Genomic DNA, 16,544 nt, shown 5'->3' with positions numbered 1-16,544 from the left:
GTGTGTTTTCTTTGCTCACTTACCCCCTCTTTGCCCCCCCCCCCGGGGGGGGGGGGGCGCTCGACTGCTCTGACCCGCTACCCGAAACGCTCTCCACAACAACAATAAGGAGAACCACCATGCCCGTAGCCGCTATAACCGACTATATCGCCGTACCCCGTGATCGCGTCGAGAACTTCAACGGCAAGCAACTGCTGTACGTCAGTTGGGACCGGCACCTGCTGTTCGGCGCGCCTTTTCTGTTCTGCGTGCCACCTACCACGAACTTCCGCGAGCTGGTCGAAGGCCCGCTGACCGCCTTGTTGCAGGCGGACCCGGATGCTGCTGCCCTGGACTGGGAAAGCGTGCAATGGCTGCGCGAAGGCCAGCCCTGGACGCCGGACTGGAACGCCAGCCTGGTCAGTAACGGCCTGACTCACAAGGATCAGTTGCGTTTCATCAGCCCCGGCCTGAACAGCTTGTGCGGGGAGGGTGGGCAATGAGCTACGAACTGACCATCGAGCCTCTCGGCCAGACCATCGAGATCGAAGAGGGCCAGACCATCCTCGATGCCGCGCTACGTGCCGGCATCTACTTACCCCATGCCTGCTGCCATGGCCTGTGTGCCACCTGCAAGATCCAGGTGGCCGACGGCGAGGTCGAGCACGGCGAAGCGTCTAGTTTCGCCCTGATGGACTTCGAGCGTGACGAAGGCAAATGCCTGGCCTGCTGCGCCACGGCTGCCAGCGACCTGGTGATCGAGGCCGAGATTGAAGAAGACCCTGATGCCCTCGATCTGCCCGTGGCGGATCACGCTGCGGTGGTCACGCGGATCGAAGAGCTGACGCCGACCATCAAGGGCATCTGGCTGCGCCTGGACAGCGCCATGCGTTTCCAGGCTGGGCAATACATCAATCTGGAGTTGCCGGACGGCATTGGTTCACGGGCTTTCTCCGTGGCCAGTTCGCCGCAAGACGATGAGGTGGAATTGAATATCCGCATCGTGCCGGGTGGTCGCGGCACCGGCTATGTCCACGAGCACCTGCGTGTTGGCGACCGGCTGGCCATCAGCGGTCCCTACGGGCGTTTCTTCGTCAAGAAATCGGCCGATCTGCCACTGATTTTCATGGCTGGCGGTTCAGGGCTATCCAGCCCACGTTCGATGATCCTCGACCTGTTGGCCGAAGGCTGCGAGTTGTCGATCACCCTGGTCTACGGCCAGCGCAGCCGCGAAGAGCTGTACTACCACGACGAGTTCCTGGCCCTGCAGACGACCCACAGTAATTTCCATTACGTACCGGTGCTTTCCCACGAGCCCCAGGGCTCGTCCTGGAACGGGAGACGAGGCTTTGTTCATGAGGCGGCCAAGGCGCACTTCGGCAATGACTTTCGTGGCCATAAAGCCTACCTCTGCGGACCGCCGCTGATGATCGACGCCTGCATCAGCACCCTGATGCAGGGTCGCCTGTTCGAACGCGACATCTACACCGAAAAGTTCATCTCGGCGGCGGATGCCCAGCAGGTGCGTAGCCCGTTGTTCAAGGCGATATGAGCCGTACCGGCTAGTAGCGCCCGGTCATCGATGCGCTCGCCCCACATGATACCTGGAAGGTATCAGGTGATCGGTAAAATGGTATTGGATGGTATCTAATGGCCTCCCTAGACTGGCCATGAAACGCACCACGGCACCCGCCATCCGACAAGAAAAACTACGGAGTGGAACATGCGTCAGATTGAGCATTTCATCGCCGGTGAATACGCCGGCAGCATCAGCGGCAAACGATTCGACAAGCGTTCGCCACTGGATAACCGTGTCATCGCACAGATTGCCGAAGCCGGGCGCGAAGAGGTCGATGCCGCCGTTCGTGCGGCGCGCCAGGCCCAGCGCGGCGAATGGGGGGCGATGAGCACTGAGCGTCGGGTCGAGTTGCTTTATGCAGTGGCTGACGAGATCACCCGGCGCTTCGATGATTTCGTCGAAGCCGAAATGGCCGACACCGGCCAGCCCGCCCATGTGATGAAGCATGTGTTCATCCCCCGGGGCGCCGCCAACTTCAAGATCTTCGCCGATGTGGTGAAGAACGTCGCCACCGAGGCCTTTCCCATGAGCACGCCCGACGGCCGTGGTGCGCTCAACTATGGGCTGCGTGTACCCAAGGGCGTGGTCGGAGTGATCTGCCCGTGGAATGCGCCGTTCATGCTGATGACCTGGAAGGTCGGCCCGGCACTGGCCTGCGGCAATTCGGTGGTGGTCAAACCGTCGGAAGAAACCCCGGCCACAGCCGCCTTGCTCGGCGAGGTGATGAACGCCGTGGGCATTCCCAAGGGCGTCTACAACGTGGTCAACGGCTTCGGGCCGGAATCGGCGGGCGCCTACCTCACCCAGCATCCGGGGGTGGATGCGATCACCTTCACCGGCGAAACCCGCACCGGCACCACCATCATGCAGGCGGCGGCCCAGGGCATGCGTGACGTGTCTTTCGAGATGGGTGGCAAGAATGCCGGGATCATCTTCGCCGACTGTGATTTCGATGCGGCGGTCGATGCGATTTTCCGCTCGGCGTTCCTCAACTCCGGGCAGGTTTGCCTGGGGACCGAGCGGGTTTATGTCGAGCGGCCGATCTTCGAGCGCTTCGTTCAGGCATTGAAGGTCAAGGCCGAGGCGGTGCGCTTCGGCCGGCCGGACGACAGCCAGGCCAACTATGGCCCGCTGATCAGCCATGAACACCGGGACAAGGTCCTCTCCTACTACCGCAAGGCGATCGAGCAGGGCGCCACCCTGGTTACCGGCGGCGGCGTTCCGCAGATGCCCGGTGAGCTGGCGGAAGGCGCCTGGGTCGAGCCCACCATCTGGACCGGCCTGCCCGAGAGTGCGGCCGTGGTGCGCGAGGAAGTCTTCGGGCCGTGCTGCCACATTCGCCCCTTCGATGCCGAGGACGAAGTGGTCGCCCTGGCCAACGACACCGACTACGGCCTGTCGACCACCATCTGGACCAACGACCTGGCCCGCGCACACCGCGTTGCGGCGCGGGTCGAGGTGGGCATCACCTGGGTCAACAGCTGGTTCCTGCGCGACCTGCGTACCGCGTTCGGTGGCTCCGGCCAGTCTGGCATCGGCCGCGAAGGCGGTGTGCACTCGCTGGAGTTCTACACCGAGCTGCGCAACGTCTGCGTGAAGCTGTGAGGAGGTGGGCATGAACCAGGACAAGATCGACAGCTACGGTGACGAACTGTATGCCGCCTGGCTCAAGCGCATGGCCGTGGCGCCGCTGCTGGCGCGCGAGCCTGAGCTGAGCATCGAGGATGCCTACCGCATCCAGCAGCGCTTCGTCGCACGGCGGCTGGCGGCGGGTGAGCGCATCGTCGGCAAGAAGATCGGTGCCACCAGCCGGCCGGTGCAGGAGTTCCTGGGTGTGTACCAGCCGGATTTCGGCATGCTCACCTCGGCGATGCTGCACGAGAACGGCGCCACCATCGACCTCGGCGAATTGATCCAGCCTAAAGCCGAGGCCGAACTGGCTTTCGTCCTCAAGCACGATCTGATCGGACCGGGGATCACGGCGATGGATGTGATTTGCGCCACCGATTATGTGCTGCCGTGTTTCGAGATCGTCGATTCACGCATCGACAACTGGCAGATCAAGATCCAGGACACCGTGGCGGACAACGCCTCCTGCGGCGTGTTCGTGCTCGGCGACAGCCGTGGTGACCCGCGTCGCCTCGACATCACCCTGGCCGGCATGCTGCTGGAGAAGAACGGCGAGCTGTTCTCCACCGCCGCCGGTGCCGCCGTGCAGGGCTCGCCAGCCAACGCGGTGGCCTGGTTGGCCAATACCCTGGGCGAGTTGGGCATTCCGTTTCGCGCCGGTGAGGTGATCCTGTCCGGCTCGCAATCGACCCTGGTACCGGTTACCGACGGCGATGAATTGGTCTGCACGGTCGGCGGGCTGGGCAGTTGTCGAGTGCGGTTCAGTGGAAGGAGTGCAGCATGAGCAGCACCTTGCAACGCGAAGACATCGTGCGCCTGTGCGAGCGGGTCGAAGGCGCCCAGACCCGCGCGCGGGCGATTCCCAAACTTACCGACGAATACCCGGCGCTGAGCGTCGCCGACGGTTATGCGGTGCAAAGCGAACTGCGCCGCCGTTATCTGGCTCAGGGACAGCGTTTGGTGGGCTGGAAGGCCGGCCTCACGTCGAAGGCGAAGATGCGCCAGATGGGCGTCGACGTGCCCTCCATCGGCTTTCTCACCGACCGCATGGCGCGCCCGGAAAACGGCGCGATCAGCACTGGCGACCTGGTGCATCCACGGGTGGAGTGCGAAGTGGCGTTCGTCATGCGTGATGAATTGCGCGGGCCTGGCTGCACGGCGCAGCAGGTGCTGGCTGCCACCGACTATGTGCTGCCTGCCCTGGAAATCATCGACTCGCGTTTCGCCGGCTTCAAGTTCGACCTGCCCAGCGTGATCGCCGACAACGGTTCCTCGGCACGTTTCGTCGGCGGTGGCCGCGCACGCTTGGTCGATGAACTGGACCTGCGCACCCTGGGCGTGGTGCTGGAGAAAAACGGCGAGATCGTTGCCTTGGGCGCCTCGGCCGCCGTGCTTGGTCACCCGGCTGAGGCAGTGGCGATGTTGGTCAACATTCTCGCCGAGCTGGGCGAGAGCCTGGCCGCCGGCAGCTTCGTGATGAGCGGCGGGATCACCGAAGCCGTTGCCGTCGCTCCCGGGGACAACGTAGTGGCCCGTTTTCAGGAATTGGGCAGCGTATCGGTCCGCTTCACCGAATAGGAATCCAGGCCATGCCAATCATTGAAATGCACTTGCTCGAAGGGCGCACCGCCGAGCAGAAGCGTCGCGTCGCCGCAGCGATCACCGAGGCCGTCGCACGCAGCCTGGAATGCCGGGCCGACACGGTACGCATCCTGATCACCGAACACGGCGCCGAGGAGTTCTACGTCGCCGGGCAGAACCGCGTTCAGGCGGCCGAACTGGCCCGCCTGGAACAGGAGAAAACACCATGAAGAAGATCCGTTGCGCGCTGATCGGCTCGGGCAACATCGGCACCGACCTGATCTACAAGATTCGTCGCAGCACAGTGCTGGAACCGGTGTGGATGGTCGGCATCGACCCCGAGTCCGAAGGTCTGGCACGGGCCCGCGAGATGGGCCTGAAGACCACCGCCGAGGGCGTCGACGGCCTGCTGCCGCATGTGCTCGAAGACGGCATCCAGATCGCCTTCGATGCCACCAGTGCCTACGTACATGCCGAGAACAGTCGCAAGCTCAACGCGCTGGGCGTGTTGATGATCGACCTCACGCCGGCTGCCCTCGGGCCGCTCTGCGTACCGCCGGTGAACCTGCGTGAGCAGGCGGACAAGCGGGCGATGAACGTCAACATGATCTCCTGCGCCGGCCAGGCGACCATTCCCATCGTGCATGCGGTGTCCAGTGTGCAGGGCGTCGGTTATGCGGAGATCGTCGCCACGCTGTCGTCGAAATCCATCGGCCCCGGTACCCGCGCCAACCTCGACGAGTTCACCTACACCACCTCCGGCGCCATCGTGAAGGTCGGTGGTGCACGCAAGGGCAAGGCGCTGGCGATCATCAACCCGGCCGACCCACCGATGATCATGCGTAACACCATCTACTGCCTCACCGACGAGTCGCCCGATCAGCAGCGCATCAGCGCCTCGGTGCTGCGCATGATCGGTGAGGTGCAGAAATACGTGCCTGGTTACCGGCTGGTCAATGGCCCGGTATTCGACGGCAACAAAGTCACCGTGTTCATGGAGGTCGCCGGGCTTGGCGATTACCTGCCGACCTACGCCGGCAACCTGGACATCATGACGGCTTCGGCGACACGTACGGCGGAGATGTTCGCCGAGGCGATCCTGGCTGGCAGTTTTCAACCCACGGCTACGGAGGTGGCGTGATGAGCCAATCGAACCTCAAGGGGCGCAAGGTCATCCTGCATGACATGTGCCTGCGCGACGGCATGCACGCCAAGCGCGAGCAGATCAGCGTTGAGCAGATGATCAAGGTCGCCACCGCGCTGGACGATGCCGGCGTGCCCTACATCCAGGTCACCCACGGCGCCGGGCTCGGTGGCAACTCGCTGCAACACGGCTTCGCTCCGCACAGCAACGAGGACTATATCGGCGCGGTCGCTTCACGCATGCGCCAGGCCAAGGTATCGGTACTGCTGATCCCCGGCCTTGGCACCATGAACGAGCTGCAGTGCGCCTATGACTGCGGGGCGCGCAGCGTTCATGTGGCGACCCACTGCACCGAGGCGGATACCTCGCCGCAGCACATTGCCTTCGCCCGCAAGCTGGGCATGGATACCACCGGCTTTCTGATGATGGCCCACCTCAACGACCCGGCCGGTATCGCCCGCCAGGGCAAGCTGATGGAGTCTTACGGCGCGCAGACGGTGTATGTCACCGACTCGGCGGGCTACATGTTGCCGGAGGATGTTCGCGCCAGGGTCGCGGCCCTGCGCGAGGTACTCGACCCGGCGACTGAAATCGGCTTTCACGGCCATCACAACCTGGGCATGGGCGTGGCCAATTCGATTGCCGCCATCGAAGCCGGTGCCAGCCGTATCGATGCCTCGGTCGCCGGCCTTGGCGCGGGTGCCGGCAACACGCCGTTGGAAGTGTTCGCGGCGGTGTGCGAGCGCATGGGCATCGACACCGGTACCGACCTGTTCAAGCTGATGGACGTGGCTGAAGACATCATCGTGCCGATGATGGAGCACCTGGTGCGGGTCGACCGCGAGTCGCTGACCCTGGGCTATGCCGGGGTCTATTCCACCTTCCTTCTGCATGCCCGTCGTGCCGCCGAACATACCGGCGTGCCCGCGCGCGACATCCTGGTCGAACTGGGGCGGCGCAAGATGATCGGCGGCCAGGAAGACATGATCCTCGACACCGCGATGACCATGGCCAAGGCACACGGCCTCGCCGAGAGGGCGCGCGCATGAGTGGCGCTGAGCTGGCGATAGTGGTCGGTGCGACCGGAGCTTTTGGTCAACCGATCGTCGAACGTTTGCGTGCACAGGGGTTGACGGTGATGGCCGTGGCCCGTAGCGAAAGCAGCCTGGCCGAGCTGCAGGAGCGCTACCCCGGTGTGCGCGGCTGCGTGGCGGACCTCAGCCGTGACGAAGGCGGTGAGCGTATTGCCGCCGCTGTCGACCGCCCTGTGCGCATGCTGGTGCACGGGCCCGGCGTAGCGGTTGCCGGCGGCGTGCTGGACGCCCCGGTCGCTGCGCTGGTCGATGCGGTGAACATCAAGGTCGGTGGTTTGCTGCGCCTGGTGCGGGCGGTGGACCGGCATCTGTTCGAAGGCTCGCGACTGGTCGCCATCGGTGGTCATTACGGCTTCGAACCCAGTGCCTATGCCGCCTCTGCCGGGGTCGCCAATGCGGCACTGGCCAACCTGGTGCGCCAGCTCAGCCTGGGCTACGGCCCGCGTGGCATCACCGCGCATCTGATTGCCCCTGGCCCGGCGGATACCGAGCGTCTGCAGCGGGTCGCCGCCGACCGTGCCGTGCGCGACGGCATCACGCCTGAGGCGGTGCTCGAACAGATGTGTCGCGAGTCGGCCATTGGTGCCCTGACCACCCCGGCGCAGGTGGCCTGGGCGGTCACCATGCTGCTGGCGCCCGAGGCCACGGCGATGACGGGCTCGACGCTGATGCTCGATGCCGGACGGCGCAAGAGTATTCCCTGAGTCAGGTTGACCGGACCATCCAAAAACAACAGGAGACACTCCATGCCCATCGTCAATTTCCATCTGCTTGATGGACATTCCACGGCCGATGCCGAAGCGGCGTTGCTCGAAGGTGCAACGCGCATCTACTGCGAGGTACTGAAGGCACCCGCTGAGCGCATTCGGGCCTTGATCAGCAGGCATGCCCGCAAGGACTTCGCGGTTGCCGGGGCGTTGTGCAGCGCGGGGGGCGTGCATGCGCCGTTCTTCGAGTTCTATGTGCTGCAAGGTCGGGCGCAGGAAGATCGTCAGCAACTGATGGCGCGCTTCACCGAGCTGCTGGTCGGCACCTTGGGCGTACGTCGTGAGGATGTGCGCGGGGTGTGTCGGCAGGTGGCCGCGGAAGACTGGTGCATTGCCGGAGTGCCGGCTAGTGTCCAGCGAGCGGGCGAGATTGCCGCACGGGCCGATGGTGTGGGTCATGGAGCATGACGTACTGATCGAAGACACCGGCGAACATTTTCTCTGCCGTGATTCGGAAACCCTGCTCAGTGGCATGACGCGGTTATGCCGCAAAGGCATTCCAGTGGGTTGTCGAGGCGGCGGTTGTGGGGTCTGCAAGGTCCGCATCACCGCTGGCGAGCATCGTTGCCGGCCAATGAGCAAGACCCATGTCAGCGATGCCGAGCGCGCTGGCGGGGTCGCTCTGGCCTGCTGCGTCGAGGCCTGTGGCGACCTGCGCTTGCAGGTGATGGGCAAGATGCAGCGCGCGGTCTGTCGCACGGGCAAGGCGTCTGAACCGCCAGGCACTTGAGCCTGCCTGTTGCAAACCTGTCATTGAGCGTTGAGAGCGATTGAGCGCTCGCACCATCGCCTCGCCTGCGAGGCACCAGAATCGAGTGAGTATCCATGCCCGAATATAAGGCCCCGTTGCGCGACATGCGCTTCGTTCTTCATGAGGTGTTCCAGGCCCCGGCGCTTTGGGCTCGCTTGCCCGCGCTGGCGCAGCATGTGGATGCCGAAACGGCCGATGCCATCCTTGAAGAGGCTGCCAAGGTCACCGGCAGTCTGATCGCGCCGCTCAGTCGCAATGGCGATGAGCAGGGTGTGCATTGGCATGAAGGCGCGGTCAGCACGCCGAATGGCTTTCGCCAGGCCTACGCCACCTACGCCGAAGGTGGCTGGGTGGGGCTCGCCGGCAATCCCCAGTACGCCGGCATGGGCATGCCCAAGATGCTCGCCGTGGCTTTCGAGGAAATGCTCTATGCCGCCGACTCCAGCTTCGCCCTGTATTCGGCCCTGAGTTCCGGCGCCTGCCTGGCCATCGATGCGCATGCCAGCGACGCATTGAAAAACACCTACTTGCCACCGATGTACGCGGGGCGCTGGGCTGGTTCCATGTGCCTGACCGAGGCCCACGCCGGCACCGACCTGGGGCTGATCCGTACTCGCGCAGCGCCGCATGCCGATGGCCATTACCGCATCAGCGGCAGCAAGATTTTCATTACCGGCGGCGAGCAGGACCTGACCGAGAACATCATCCATCTGGTGCTGGCCAAACTGCCGGATGCACCTGCCGGCGCCCGCGGCATTTCCCTGTTTCTGGTACCGAAATTCCTGGTCGGCGACGATGGCCGCCTGGGCGAGCGCAATACGCTGTCCTGCGGCTCCATCGAGCACAAGATGGGGATCAAGGCGTCGGCCACCTGCGTGATGAATTTCGACGGCGCCGTCGGTTATCTGCTTGGCGAAGCCAACCGTGGTTTGGCGGCGATGTTCACCATGATGAACTACGAGCGCCTGTCCATTGGCTTGCAGGGGATAGGTTGTGCCGAGGCGTCCTACCAGAGCGCACTGGATTATGCCCGTGATCGTCTGCAAAGCCGCGCGGCAGGTGGTCCGTTGAACCCGGGCAAGGCGGCTGATCCGATCATCGTGCATGCCGACGTGCGCCGCATGCTGTTGACCATCAAGGCGCTCAACGAAGGTGGGCGCGCATTCGCCTGCTACGTTGGTCAGCAACTCGACCTGGCTCGCTACGCGGATGATCAGCAGGAGCGCCTGGCGGCCGAGGCGCTGGTCGCATTGCTGACGCCGGTCGCCAAGGCATTTTTCACCGATAACGGCTTGGAGTGCTGCGTGCATGGCCAGCAGGTTTTCGGCGGGCATGGCTATATCCGCGAATGGGGCCAGGAGCAGCGTGTTCGGGACGTGCGCATCGCGCAGATCTACGAAGGCACCAACGGCATCCAGGCCCTCGACCTGTTGGGGCGCAAGGTGGTGGCCAACGCGGGAGCGACACTGCGTGCGTTCACCGCTGAGGCGCGGATGTTCGCAGGTGCTCATGAAACGCCGTTCAGCAAAGCGCTGCTTGAGGCGTTGGCACGTCTGGAAACCCTCAGTGACTGGCTGCTGGAGCAGAGCAGGGTGGATGCCAATGCAGTCGGTGCCGCCTCCGTCGAGTATCTGCATCTGTTCGGCTATGTCGCCTATGCCTATATGTGGCTGCGCATGGTCGCCGTCGCCCAGGCCCGCCACGACCAGGAGCCGGAGTTCTATGGCGCCAAGCTGGCCACCGCCGAGTTCTTCTTCGCCCGTCTGTTGCCTCGCACGCTGAGCCTGGAGGCGAGTATTCGCAGCGGCAGCGCCGCGCTCTACGGGCTGGCTGCCGAACAGTTCTGAACCTTTCTTTGAGCCTTTGCGCGGCCACGATGGCCGCGTTTTTTTTCCGGAGTCGTCCATGCGTGAAGTCGTGATCGTCGCTGCCTGCCGTACCGCCATTGGCAGTTTCCAGGGGGCGCTGAGCCAGGTGTCTGCGCCAGAGCTGGGCACCGTGGTGATTCGTGAGTTGCTGGAACGCACGCAGGTGGTGCCCGCTCAGGTCGATGAGGTGATTCTCGGCCAGGTGCTGGCTGCCGCGAGCGGGCAGAATCCGGCACGCCAGAGCGCGATTTTCGCCGGCTTGCCGCATACCGTCCCGGCGGTAACCCTGAACAAGGTCTGTGGCTCCGGGCTCAAGGCGGTGATCATGGGAGCCCAGGCAATCCAGTGCGGCGATGCCGAGATCGTCATCGCCGGCGGCCAGGAGAACATGAGCATAGCGCCCCATGTGCTGCCGTCATCGCGCAAAGGCTGCGCATGGGCCACGGCCAGGTGCTGGACACGCTGATCAAGGACGGCCTGTGGGATGCGTTCAACGCCTACCACATGGGTATCACCGCCGAGAACCTGGCTGAACAGTACGGCATTGGCCGCACGGCCCAGGATGCCTATGCGCTGCGTTCGCAGCAGCGGACGGTGACGGCGTCCGAGTCGGGTCGTTTCAAGGATGAAATCGCTCCTGCGCAAGTGCCTCGCCGAGACGCTGAACCTTTGCTGTTCGCTCAGGATGAACAGCCACGAGCAGCCACTGACCTGGAGGGTTGGGCAAGTTGCGTCCAGCCTTCAAGAGCGATGGCACGGTCACTGCTGGCAATGCTCCAACCCTCAATGACGGCGCCGCTGAGGTGCTTCTGGTGAGTGTAGATAAAGCTGCCGAGTTGGCCTTTCAGCCGCTGGTGCGCATAGCGGCGTATGCCAGCGCCGGGGTTGACCCGGCCTTCATTGGCATTGGTCCAGTTTTCGCTACTTGCAAGACGTTGGATCGTGCCGGCTGGTGTCTGCAGCAGGTCGACCTGATCGAGGCCAACGAAGCATTCGCCGCGCAGGCCATCGCGGTAGGACGGGAGTTGCAATGGGATAGTGCCAAGGTCAACGTCAACGGTGGAGCGATCGCCCCGGGGTATCCTATTGGGGCCTGGGGGTGCCGGATCCTCGTGAGCCTTATTCCTGAGATACAACGGCGCGAGGCTCGGCGCTGCTTGGCTACCTTGTGTATCCGCGGAGGGCAGGGCGTTGCTCTGCTGATAGAGAATGCAAGGTTCACCTGATGCTCCTACGCTTATTATATTTGCTAGGTTGTGTAGGACGATTCGTACCGTTCGCTGGGACTCACGCTCTGTTTCTGAGATCTATGGGTCGATATCGCTAAGTCGCAACCGTCCGTTATCGACCCGGCCGGTCGCGAGGCCTGACCGTATTCACGTTAACCAGGCTGCTGAAAATCGAATGCGCTACGCAGGGTCGCAATAACGTGATCAACGGAAGGGCCTTGGACCGGTGGTGCCACAGATCGCTCACAAAAACTCACGCCACACAAAAAGCGTCAGTTCTGCGCCATCTGTTTGCGGCAGCGCACTGTCGATCGAACCGAAGGTGTCTAGCACCTGTACCTTTCGTCTGCCCAAAACCAAGCTTCTACCCAAGCATAGACCGGAATGAATGGAAGTGAATGGAGTATCCGGCATCATGCCCATAGCGGCCGATGTACAAACGTTTTGGATGTAAATGATCTTCGATGGTTTTCTGAACTCGCGCCTGCAAGACACCCAACTCCGCTTGCGCTTGGGTCGGAAGCGCAGCCAAGGAATTGGTCACCTGCTTTGCACTAAGCATCAAGTAGCCTGGCACGCACTGTTTATGCGGTGATTAAGAACCCAGTACCTAGATTCATGGATGATGAAGCGAGACGGTATGTCCATGAGGCGACCTTGAGTGGACCCGGCGCAGGTTAGCATTGCGCTTGGCCGATTGCTGCCTTCGTGAGGCGCAGCTTCGCGTCAGCAGCACTCGGTTGCCTCAGGCGACTAGTTGAGTTCACACAGCTACGCACAGATAGCGTACTCATTCAGCTGATACCAAATCAGGCCAGCTTGGCCGCCAGCTCCTCTGCCGTGATGTTGTAGTACCGCTTTAGCATGTTCACCTCACGGTGTCCAGTCACGCTGGCCAACTCGATGAGATTCGGCAGTTTGGTGGCAAGCCGACAAGTAGCTTCATGCCGCAAGTCGTGAAAACGTAGGTCTAGCAGGAAATCCTCTTGGGGCACCACACCAGCTTGATCACAGTCTGCCAGGTATTTTGCCCGCGCGCGCTCCAGACCTCGGACAAACGCCTTCTTGAGAGCATCGGCGGTGGTGGGGAAGACCCGACCGCAGAGGGAGCGCGGTAGCTCTTTCAATAGTTTGATAGCGTTCGGTGAGAGCGGAATCGTCCTCGGCAATCCATTCTTGGTCGCTGGCAAATGCGCGGTCCGGCGGTCCAGGTTCACGTGCTTCCAGCGCAGCTCGAAGATTTCGCCACGACGCATGGCTGTCTCGATCGCTAACTGGACGATGGGGCGTATCCAAGGATTGTGAGAGGCCTCCGCATAGGTACCGTCCGCACGACGTTCGCACAGCTCCAAAGCGCTGAGGATGTACTGCTCTTCAATCGGGTCAAGCCGCCGTGAGCGTTCGTCGTTATAGCTGGGGCGGCTGACCATCCGCACTGGATTCTCCGCTAGGTGAATACCCCACTCGCGGCGGGCGACCTCGATCACACACTGAAACAAGGCAAGCTCACGTTTCACGGTATTACCCTTGCGCATCTTCAACCGCTCGTCACGGTAGCGGGCAAAGTCCGATGAGGTGAGGGTGGCGACGATGCGCGTCGCCAGCGGATGGCGCTTGAGCGCTTCGAGTCGTTTGATTTCCGAGTATGCACCTTTATGCTTCGGGGCAATCTCGGAGATATAGCGATCAATGAGCTGATGAAAAGCGGTACGTTCAGCCTCAACCCGAGAAACAAAGATGCCTCGGTCGATTTCGCTTTCGATCATACGTGCCCAGGCTTGGGCGTCGGCTTTGGTTTCGAAGGTTTTGCGCTGGGCTGGATAGCCCTTACGGCGAATTTGCGCTTCCCACTGATACTCGCCGCGATTCCTGATTGTTGCCATTTCGACCATTCCCACCACACTTGAGTGTGGCAAATTTGTGGCAAAAACGACTTTCAGGACTAGGACAGGTTTCTGTCAGGAGCGCTAACCCCTTGTGACACAAGGGAAAGAAGATGGCGCACTCGGCGGGATTCGAACCCACGACCCCTGCCTTCGGAGGGCAGTACTCTATCCAGCTGAGCTACGAGTGCAACGCGCAGGCATGATACCGATCTGATTCGGTTGCGTCCATCGCCTTGATCTGTAGCCGTTTTCTGCCTGGGGGGAGTGCCTCAGGGACGCAGGGCCGGGTGAGACTTCTTTATCACCTGGCGCCTGCCTCAGAGGGCGATCAGTTCCGGGCGTAGGCCCTCGACCCGGCGCGCTGTGGCCCGGACCGGCCCGATCTCGCCGGTGATCTGCTGCAGCACTTGCTCGCGCAGCCCGTGCAGGGCTACTCCGGTGCGCAGGCGTGGGTGCGGCAGGTCGATGTCGATGACTGACTTGATTCGCCCTGGCCGTGGTTCCAGTACCACCACGCGGTCGGCCAGGTAGGTGGCTTCCTCGGCGTCGTGCGTCACCAGCAGGGTGGTGATGCCGGCACGTTCGCGAATGGCCAGCAGTTCGTCCTGCAACTGCTGGCGGGTCAGCGCATCGAGCGCACCGAACGGTTCGTCGAGCAGCAGGATCCGCGGGCTCGCTACCAGGCCGCGGGCGATCGCCACACGCTGCGCCATGCCGCCGGACAGTTGGTGCGGGTAGGCCGACTCGAAACCGTTCAGGCCGACCAGCAGCACGAATTCGTGGACTCGGCGGGCACGCTCGCCCTGGGTCAGGGGCTCATTGACCAGGCCCAGGGCGATGTTCTGCTCGACCGTCAGCCAGGGGAACAGGCGGTGCTCCTGGAACACGATGCCCCGCTCGCCGCCAATGCCCTCGATCCGCTGGCCATCGACGCGAATCTGGCCGCTGTAGTCGGTGTCCAGCCCCACCAGCAGGCGCAGGAGGGTGGACTTACCGCAACCTGAGGCGCCGACGATGGCGATGAACTCGCCCTCGTTGATCGACAGGTTGAAGTCGCGAATGGCTTCGAAGGGCTGGCCATCGACGCTGAACACCTTGCCCACGCCCTCGAAGCTGACCCGGGGCGGCGTGGCATCGGCCTGGTTGGCCGCTTGCAGGTGCGACGTATTGAATGCATTCATGCGGTTCTCCAGCGCGTGGCGCGTGATTCGAGACGTTGGCCCAAGGTGCCGAGCAGGGCGCCGACCAGGCCGATCAACAGCATGGCGGCCATGACCTGGTCCATGCGGAACAGTTGTTGGGCGCCCAGCATGAGGCTGGCGATGCCGCCGTCCGAGGGCATGAAGTATTCGGCACCGATGGTGCCCAGCCAGGCGTAGATCAACGACAGGCGCAGGCCGGCGAAGATCGCTGGCGCGGCGCCTGGCAGCACCAGCAGGCGTAGGCGTTGCCAAAGGCTCAGGCGCAGCGTGCGCGCCGCCTCGCCGAGCTGCGGCGACAGACCGGCGATGCCGCGCTGGGTGGCAATCAGCAGTGGGAAGAATGCCGCCAGCCCGACGAACACCAGCTTGGCGCCTTCACCCAGGCCAAACCATGCGGTCAGCAGGGGTACCCAGGCGAACAGCGCCACTTGCCGCAGTGCTGACAGGCTCGGGCCGAACAAGCGCTCGGCGATCGGCGACAGGCCCAGCAGCAGGCCGACCAGCAGCCCCGCGCTGGCGCCGAGGAACAGGCCTGCGAGGGTGCGTTGCAGGCTCAGCAGCAGGGCCTCGGGCAACGAGCCGTCATGCAACCCTTCGAGCAGGCTGCGCAGCACGTCCAAAGGGGCGGTCAGGATGTTGCTGTCGATCCAGCCGAAGCTGTTGCTGGCCTGCCACAGCCCCAGCAGCGCCAACGGCAGCAGCAGGCTTTGCCAGCCACGCGGGAGGGCGCCGCGGGCCTGTTCGCCAGTGGCCGGCTGCGGCCAGTACAACAGGTGTTTTTCCAGGCTGGCGAAGCTGCGTTCCATCAGTGCGCCGACCACGCCGATCACCAGGATACACAGCAGCACCAGGTCGAGCATGAACAGCTGCCGACCCCACACCATCAGGTACCCGATGCCCTCGCTGGAGGCCAGCAACTCCACGGCCAGCAACGAGGTCCAGCCGGTGGCCAGAGCCAGCCGGGTACCGGTGAGGAAGGCGGGCAGGGCGGCAGGCAGCAGCAGGCGCAGGAACAACAGGTGGCGCGGCAGGCGCAGCACGGCGGCGGCTTCGCGCAACCTGGGCTGGGCATCGCGCACACCGACCAAGGTGTGCAAGGTCACCGGTACCACCACGGCCTTGACCAGCACCACCAGCTTGAGCAGTTCGCCAATACCGAAGAACAACATGAACAACGGGATCCAGGCCAGGGTGGGGATCTGCGCCAGGGCCACGAAGGTCGGCAGCACCAGGGCCTGGGCGCGCCGCGAAGTACCCAACCAGGTGCCCAACAACAAGCCACTGGCGACCCCGGCCAGCAAGCCCCAGGCCAATCGCTGCAGGCTTATCCACAGGTGCCCCCAGAGTTCGCCGGAGCCGAACTCCAGCGCGCTTTGCCAGACCAGCGCCGGCGGCGGCAGGATCTGCTCGCTCATCCAATGCTGGCGGCTGGCCACGGCCCACAACAGCGCTACCGCGATTGGCACCACCCAAGGCAGGACCCGTTGCCAGTGGGAGCGGTCTCCTGTCGCGAATGGGCCGCGCAGCGGCCCCACAAGCCACCTGCGGCGGCGACCCAGAACTCCATTCACCCGGCATTCTCCCGAAGCGTTCCTAGTTTATTCACTTATGGAATTAAAAAATTCAACAAGCATCTTTCAAGAGATAAGACCATGCGGCCCGTGCATTCGGAAGCCCCTTGGCATTGCGTTTTCCTCATATTTTCCATGCGTTTTCCGCAAGCCCTGCGCAGGCCCGCATGGCGCTTCATTTATGTCTTTTGGTTAGCAAAAGATGAAGTTTTGATCTTTGTAGGTTCTAACCGGACCTGCCTAGCTTCTGGCCAACGCGCCGGC

15 protein-coding genes, 1 tRNA gene and 2 pseudogenes are annotated in these 16,544 nt (G+C 63.2%); 13 read left to right on the top strand and 5 right to left on the bottom strand.

Features of this window, described 5'->3' with window-relative positions:
• Positions 1-119 precede the first annotated feature (119 nt).
• The 13 genes and pseudogenes from IAE37_RS19930 (at position 120) to IAE37_RS19870 (ending at position 11,618) form a co-directional block, all read left to right on the top strand.
• Positions 120-482 (top strand): phenol hydroxylase subunit P4, encoded by a 363-nt coding sequence (locus IAE37_RS19930; RefSeq protein ID WP_201176246.1) that lies wholly within the window; start codon positions 120-122, stop codon positions 480-482.
• Positions 479-1,531 (top strand): NADH:ubiquinone reductase (Na(+)-transporting) subunit F, encoded by a 1,053-nt coding sequence (locus tag IAE37_RS19925; RefSeq protein WP_201176244.1) that lies wholly within the window; start codon positions 479-481, stop codon positions 1,529-1,531. Before IAE37_RS19930 ends, IAE37_RS19925 begins: the two co-directional genes overlap by 4 nt.
• A gap of 171 nt (positions 1,532-1,702) precedes the next feature.
• On the top strand, positions 1,703-3,163 hold the full coding sequence (locus tag IAE37_RS19920; RefSeq protein ID WP_201176242.1) for a 2-hydroxymuconic semialdehyde dehydrogenase: 1,461 nt from the start codon (positions 1,703-1,705) through the stop codon (positions 3,161-3,163).
• Between the two features lie 10 nt (positions 3,164-3,173).
• A complete protein-coding gene (gene dmpE / locus IAE37_RS19915; protein ID WP_201176241.1) occupies positions 3,174-3,971 on the top strand; it encodes a 2-oxopent-4-enoate hydratase in 798 nt (265 codons plus the stop codon).
• Entirely contained in the window at positions 3,968-4,765 is a 798-nt protein-coding gene (gene dmpH / locus IAE37_RS19910) for a 2-oxo-3-hexenedioate decarboxylase (protein ID WP_201176240.1), read from the top strand. Before dmpE ends, dmpH begins: the two co-directional genes overlap by 4 nt.
• 11 nt (positions 4,766-4,776) lie before the next feature.
• Complete coding sequence (locus IAE37_RS19905; protein WP_201176239.1) at positions 4,777-4,998, top strand: tautomerase family protein; 222 nt, start codon at positions 4,777-4,779, stop codon at positions 4,996-4,998.
• Positions 4,995-5,909, top strand: a complete 915-nt coding sequence (locus IAE37_RS19900; protein ID WP_201176238.1) for an acetaldehyde dehydrogenase (acetylating) — start codon at positions 4,995-4,997, stop codon at positions 5,907-5,909. The genes IAE37_RS19905 and IAE37_RS19900 overlap by 4 nt, the downstream gene beginning before the upstream one ends.
• Positions 5,906-6,961, top strand: a complete 1,056-nt coding sequence (gene dmpG, locus IAE37_RS19895; RefSeq protein ID WP_328822760.1) for a 4-hydroxy-2-oxovalerate aldolase — start codon at positions 5,906-5,908, stop codon at positions 6,959-6,961. Before IAE37_RS19900 ends, dmpG begins: the two co-directional genes overlap by 4 nt.
• Entirely contained in the window at positions 6,958-7,710 is a 753-nt protein-coding gene (locus IAE37_RS19890) for an SDR family NAD(P)-dependent oxidoreductase (protein WP_201176235.1), read from the top strand. Before dmpG ends, IAE37_RS19890 begins: the two co-directional genes overlap by 4 nt.
• A gap of 42 nt (positions 7,711-7,752) precedes the next feature.
• Positions 7,753-8,181: a tautomerase family protein gene (locus IAE37_RS19885; protein ID WP_201176234.1), complete on the top strand. Its 429-nt coding sequence runs from the start codon at positions 7,753-7,755 to the stop codon at positions 8,179-8,181.
• Entirely contained in the window at positions 8,171-8,503 is a 333-nt protein-coding gene (locus IAE37_RS19880; RefSeq protein ID WP_201176233.1) for a 2Fe-2S iron-sulfur cluster-binding protein, read from the top strand. Before IAE37_RS19885 ends, IAE37_RS19880 begins: the two co-directional genes overlap by 11 nt.
• Before the next feature lie 95 nt (positions 8,504-8,598).
• Positions 8,599-10,371: an acyl-CoA dehydrogenase C-terminal domain-containing protein gene (locus IAE37_RS19875; RefSeq protein ID WP_201176232.1), complete on the top strand. Its 1,773-nt coding sequence runs from the start codon at positions 8,599-8,601 to the stop codon at positions 10,369-10,371.
• Positions 10,372-10,429: 58 nt separating this feature from the next.
• Positions 10,430-11,618, top strand: a pseudogene (locus IAE37_RS19870) (acetyl-CoA C-acetyltransferase).
• A 155-nt stretch (positions 11,619-11,773) separates the two neighbouring features.
• On the opposite strand, the pseudogene IAE37_RS28865 reads toward IAE37_RS19870, so the two are convergent.
• The 5 genes and pseudogenes from IAE37_RS28865 to IAE37_RS19850 all read right to left on the bottom strand — a co-directional run bounded on the left by IAE37_RS28865 (position 11,774) and on the right by IAE37_RS19850 (position 16,244).
• Positions 11,774-12,269: pseudogene (locus IAE37_RS28865) on the bottom strand (HIT family protein).
• A gap of 161 nt (positions 12,270-12,430) precedes the next feature.
• The gene (locus IAE37_RS19865) at positions 12,431-13,513 is read right to left on the bottom strand and encodes a site-specific integrase (protein WP_236410062.1); all 1,083 of its coding nucleotides are present in this window, start codon (positions 13,511-13,513) and stop codon (positions 12,431-12,433) included.
• Between the two features lie 105 nt (positions 13,514-13,618).
• Positions 13,619-13,695 (bottom strand) — tRNA-Arg (locus tag IAE37_RS19860).
• 129 nt (positions 13,696-13,824) lie between these two features.
• Positions 13,825-14,688 (bottom strand): ABC transporter ATP-binding protein, encoded by an 864-nt coding sequence (locus tag IAE37_RS19855; RefSeq protein WP_201176231.1) that lies wholly within the window; start codon positions 14,686-14,688, stop codon positions 13,825-13,827.
• The gene (locus tag IAE37_RS19850; RefSeq protein ID WP_328822761.1) at positions 14,685-16,244 is read right to left on the bottom strand and encodes an ABC transporter permease; all 1,560 of its coding nucleotides are present in this window, start codon (positions 16,242-16,244) and stop codon (positions 14,685-14,687) included. The genes IAE37_RS19855 and IAE37_RS19850 overlap by 4 nt, the downstream gene beginning before the upstream one ends.
• Positions 16,245-16,544 lie beyond the last annotated feature (300 nt).

This window comes from Pseudomonas sp. S31, from assembly GCF_016648105.1.
Classification (GTDB): Bacteria; Pseudomonadota; Gammaproteobacteria; order Pseudomonadales; family Pseudomonadaceae; genus Aquipseudomonas.
The sequence above is the reverse complement of the archived record's forward strand: the minus strand, read 5'-3'. Positions and strand labels throughout refer to the sequence as shown.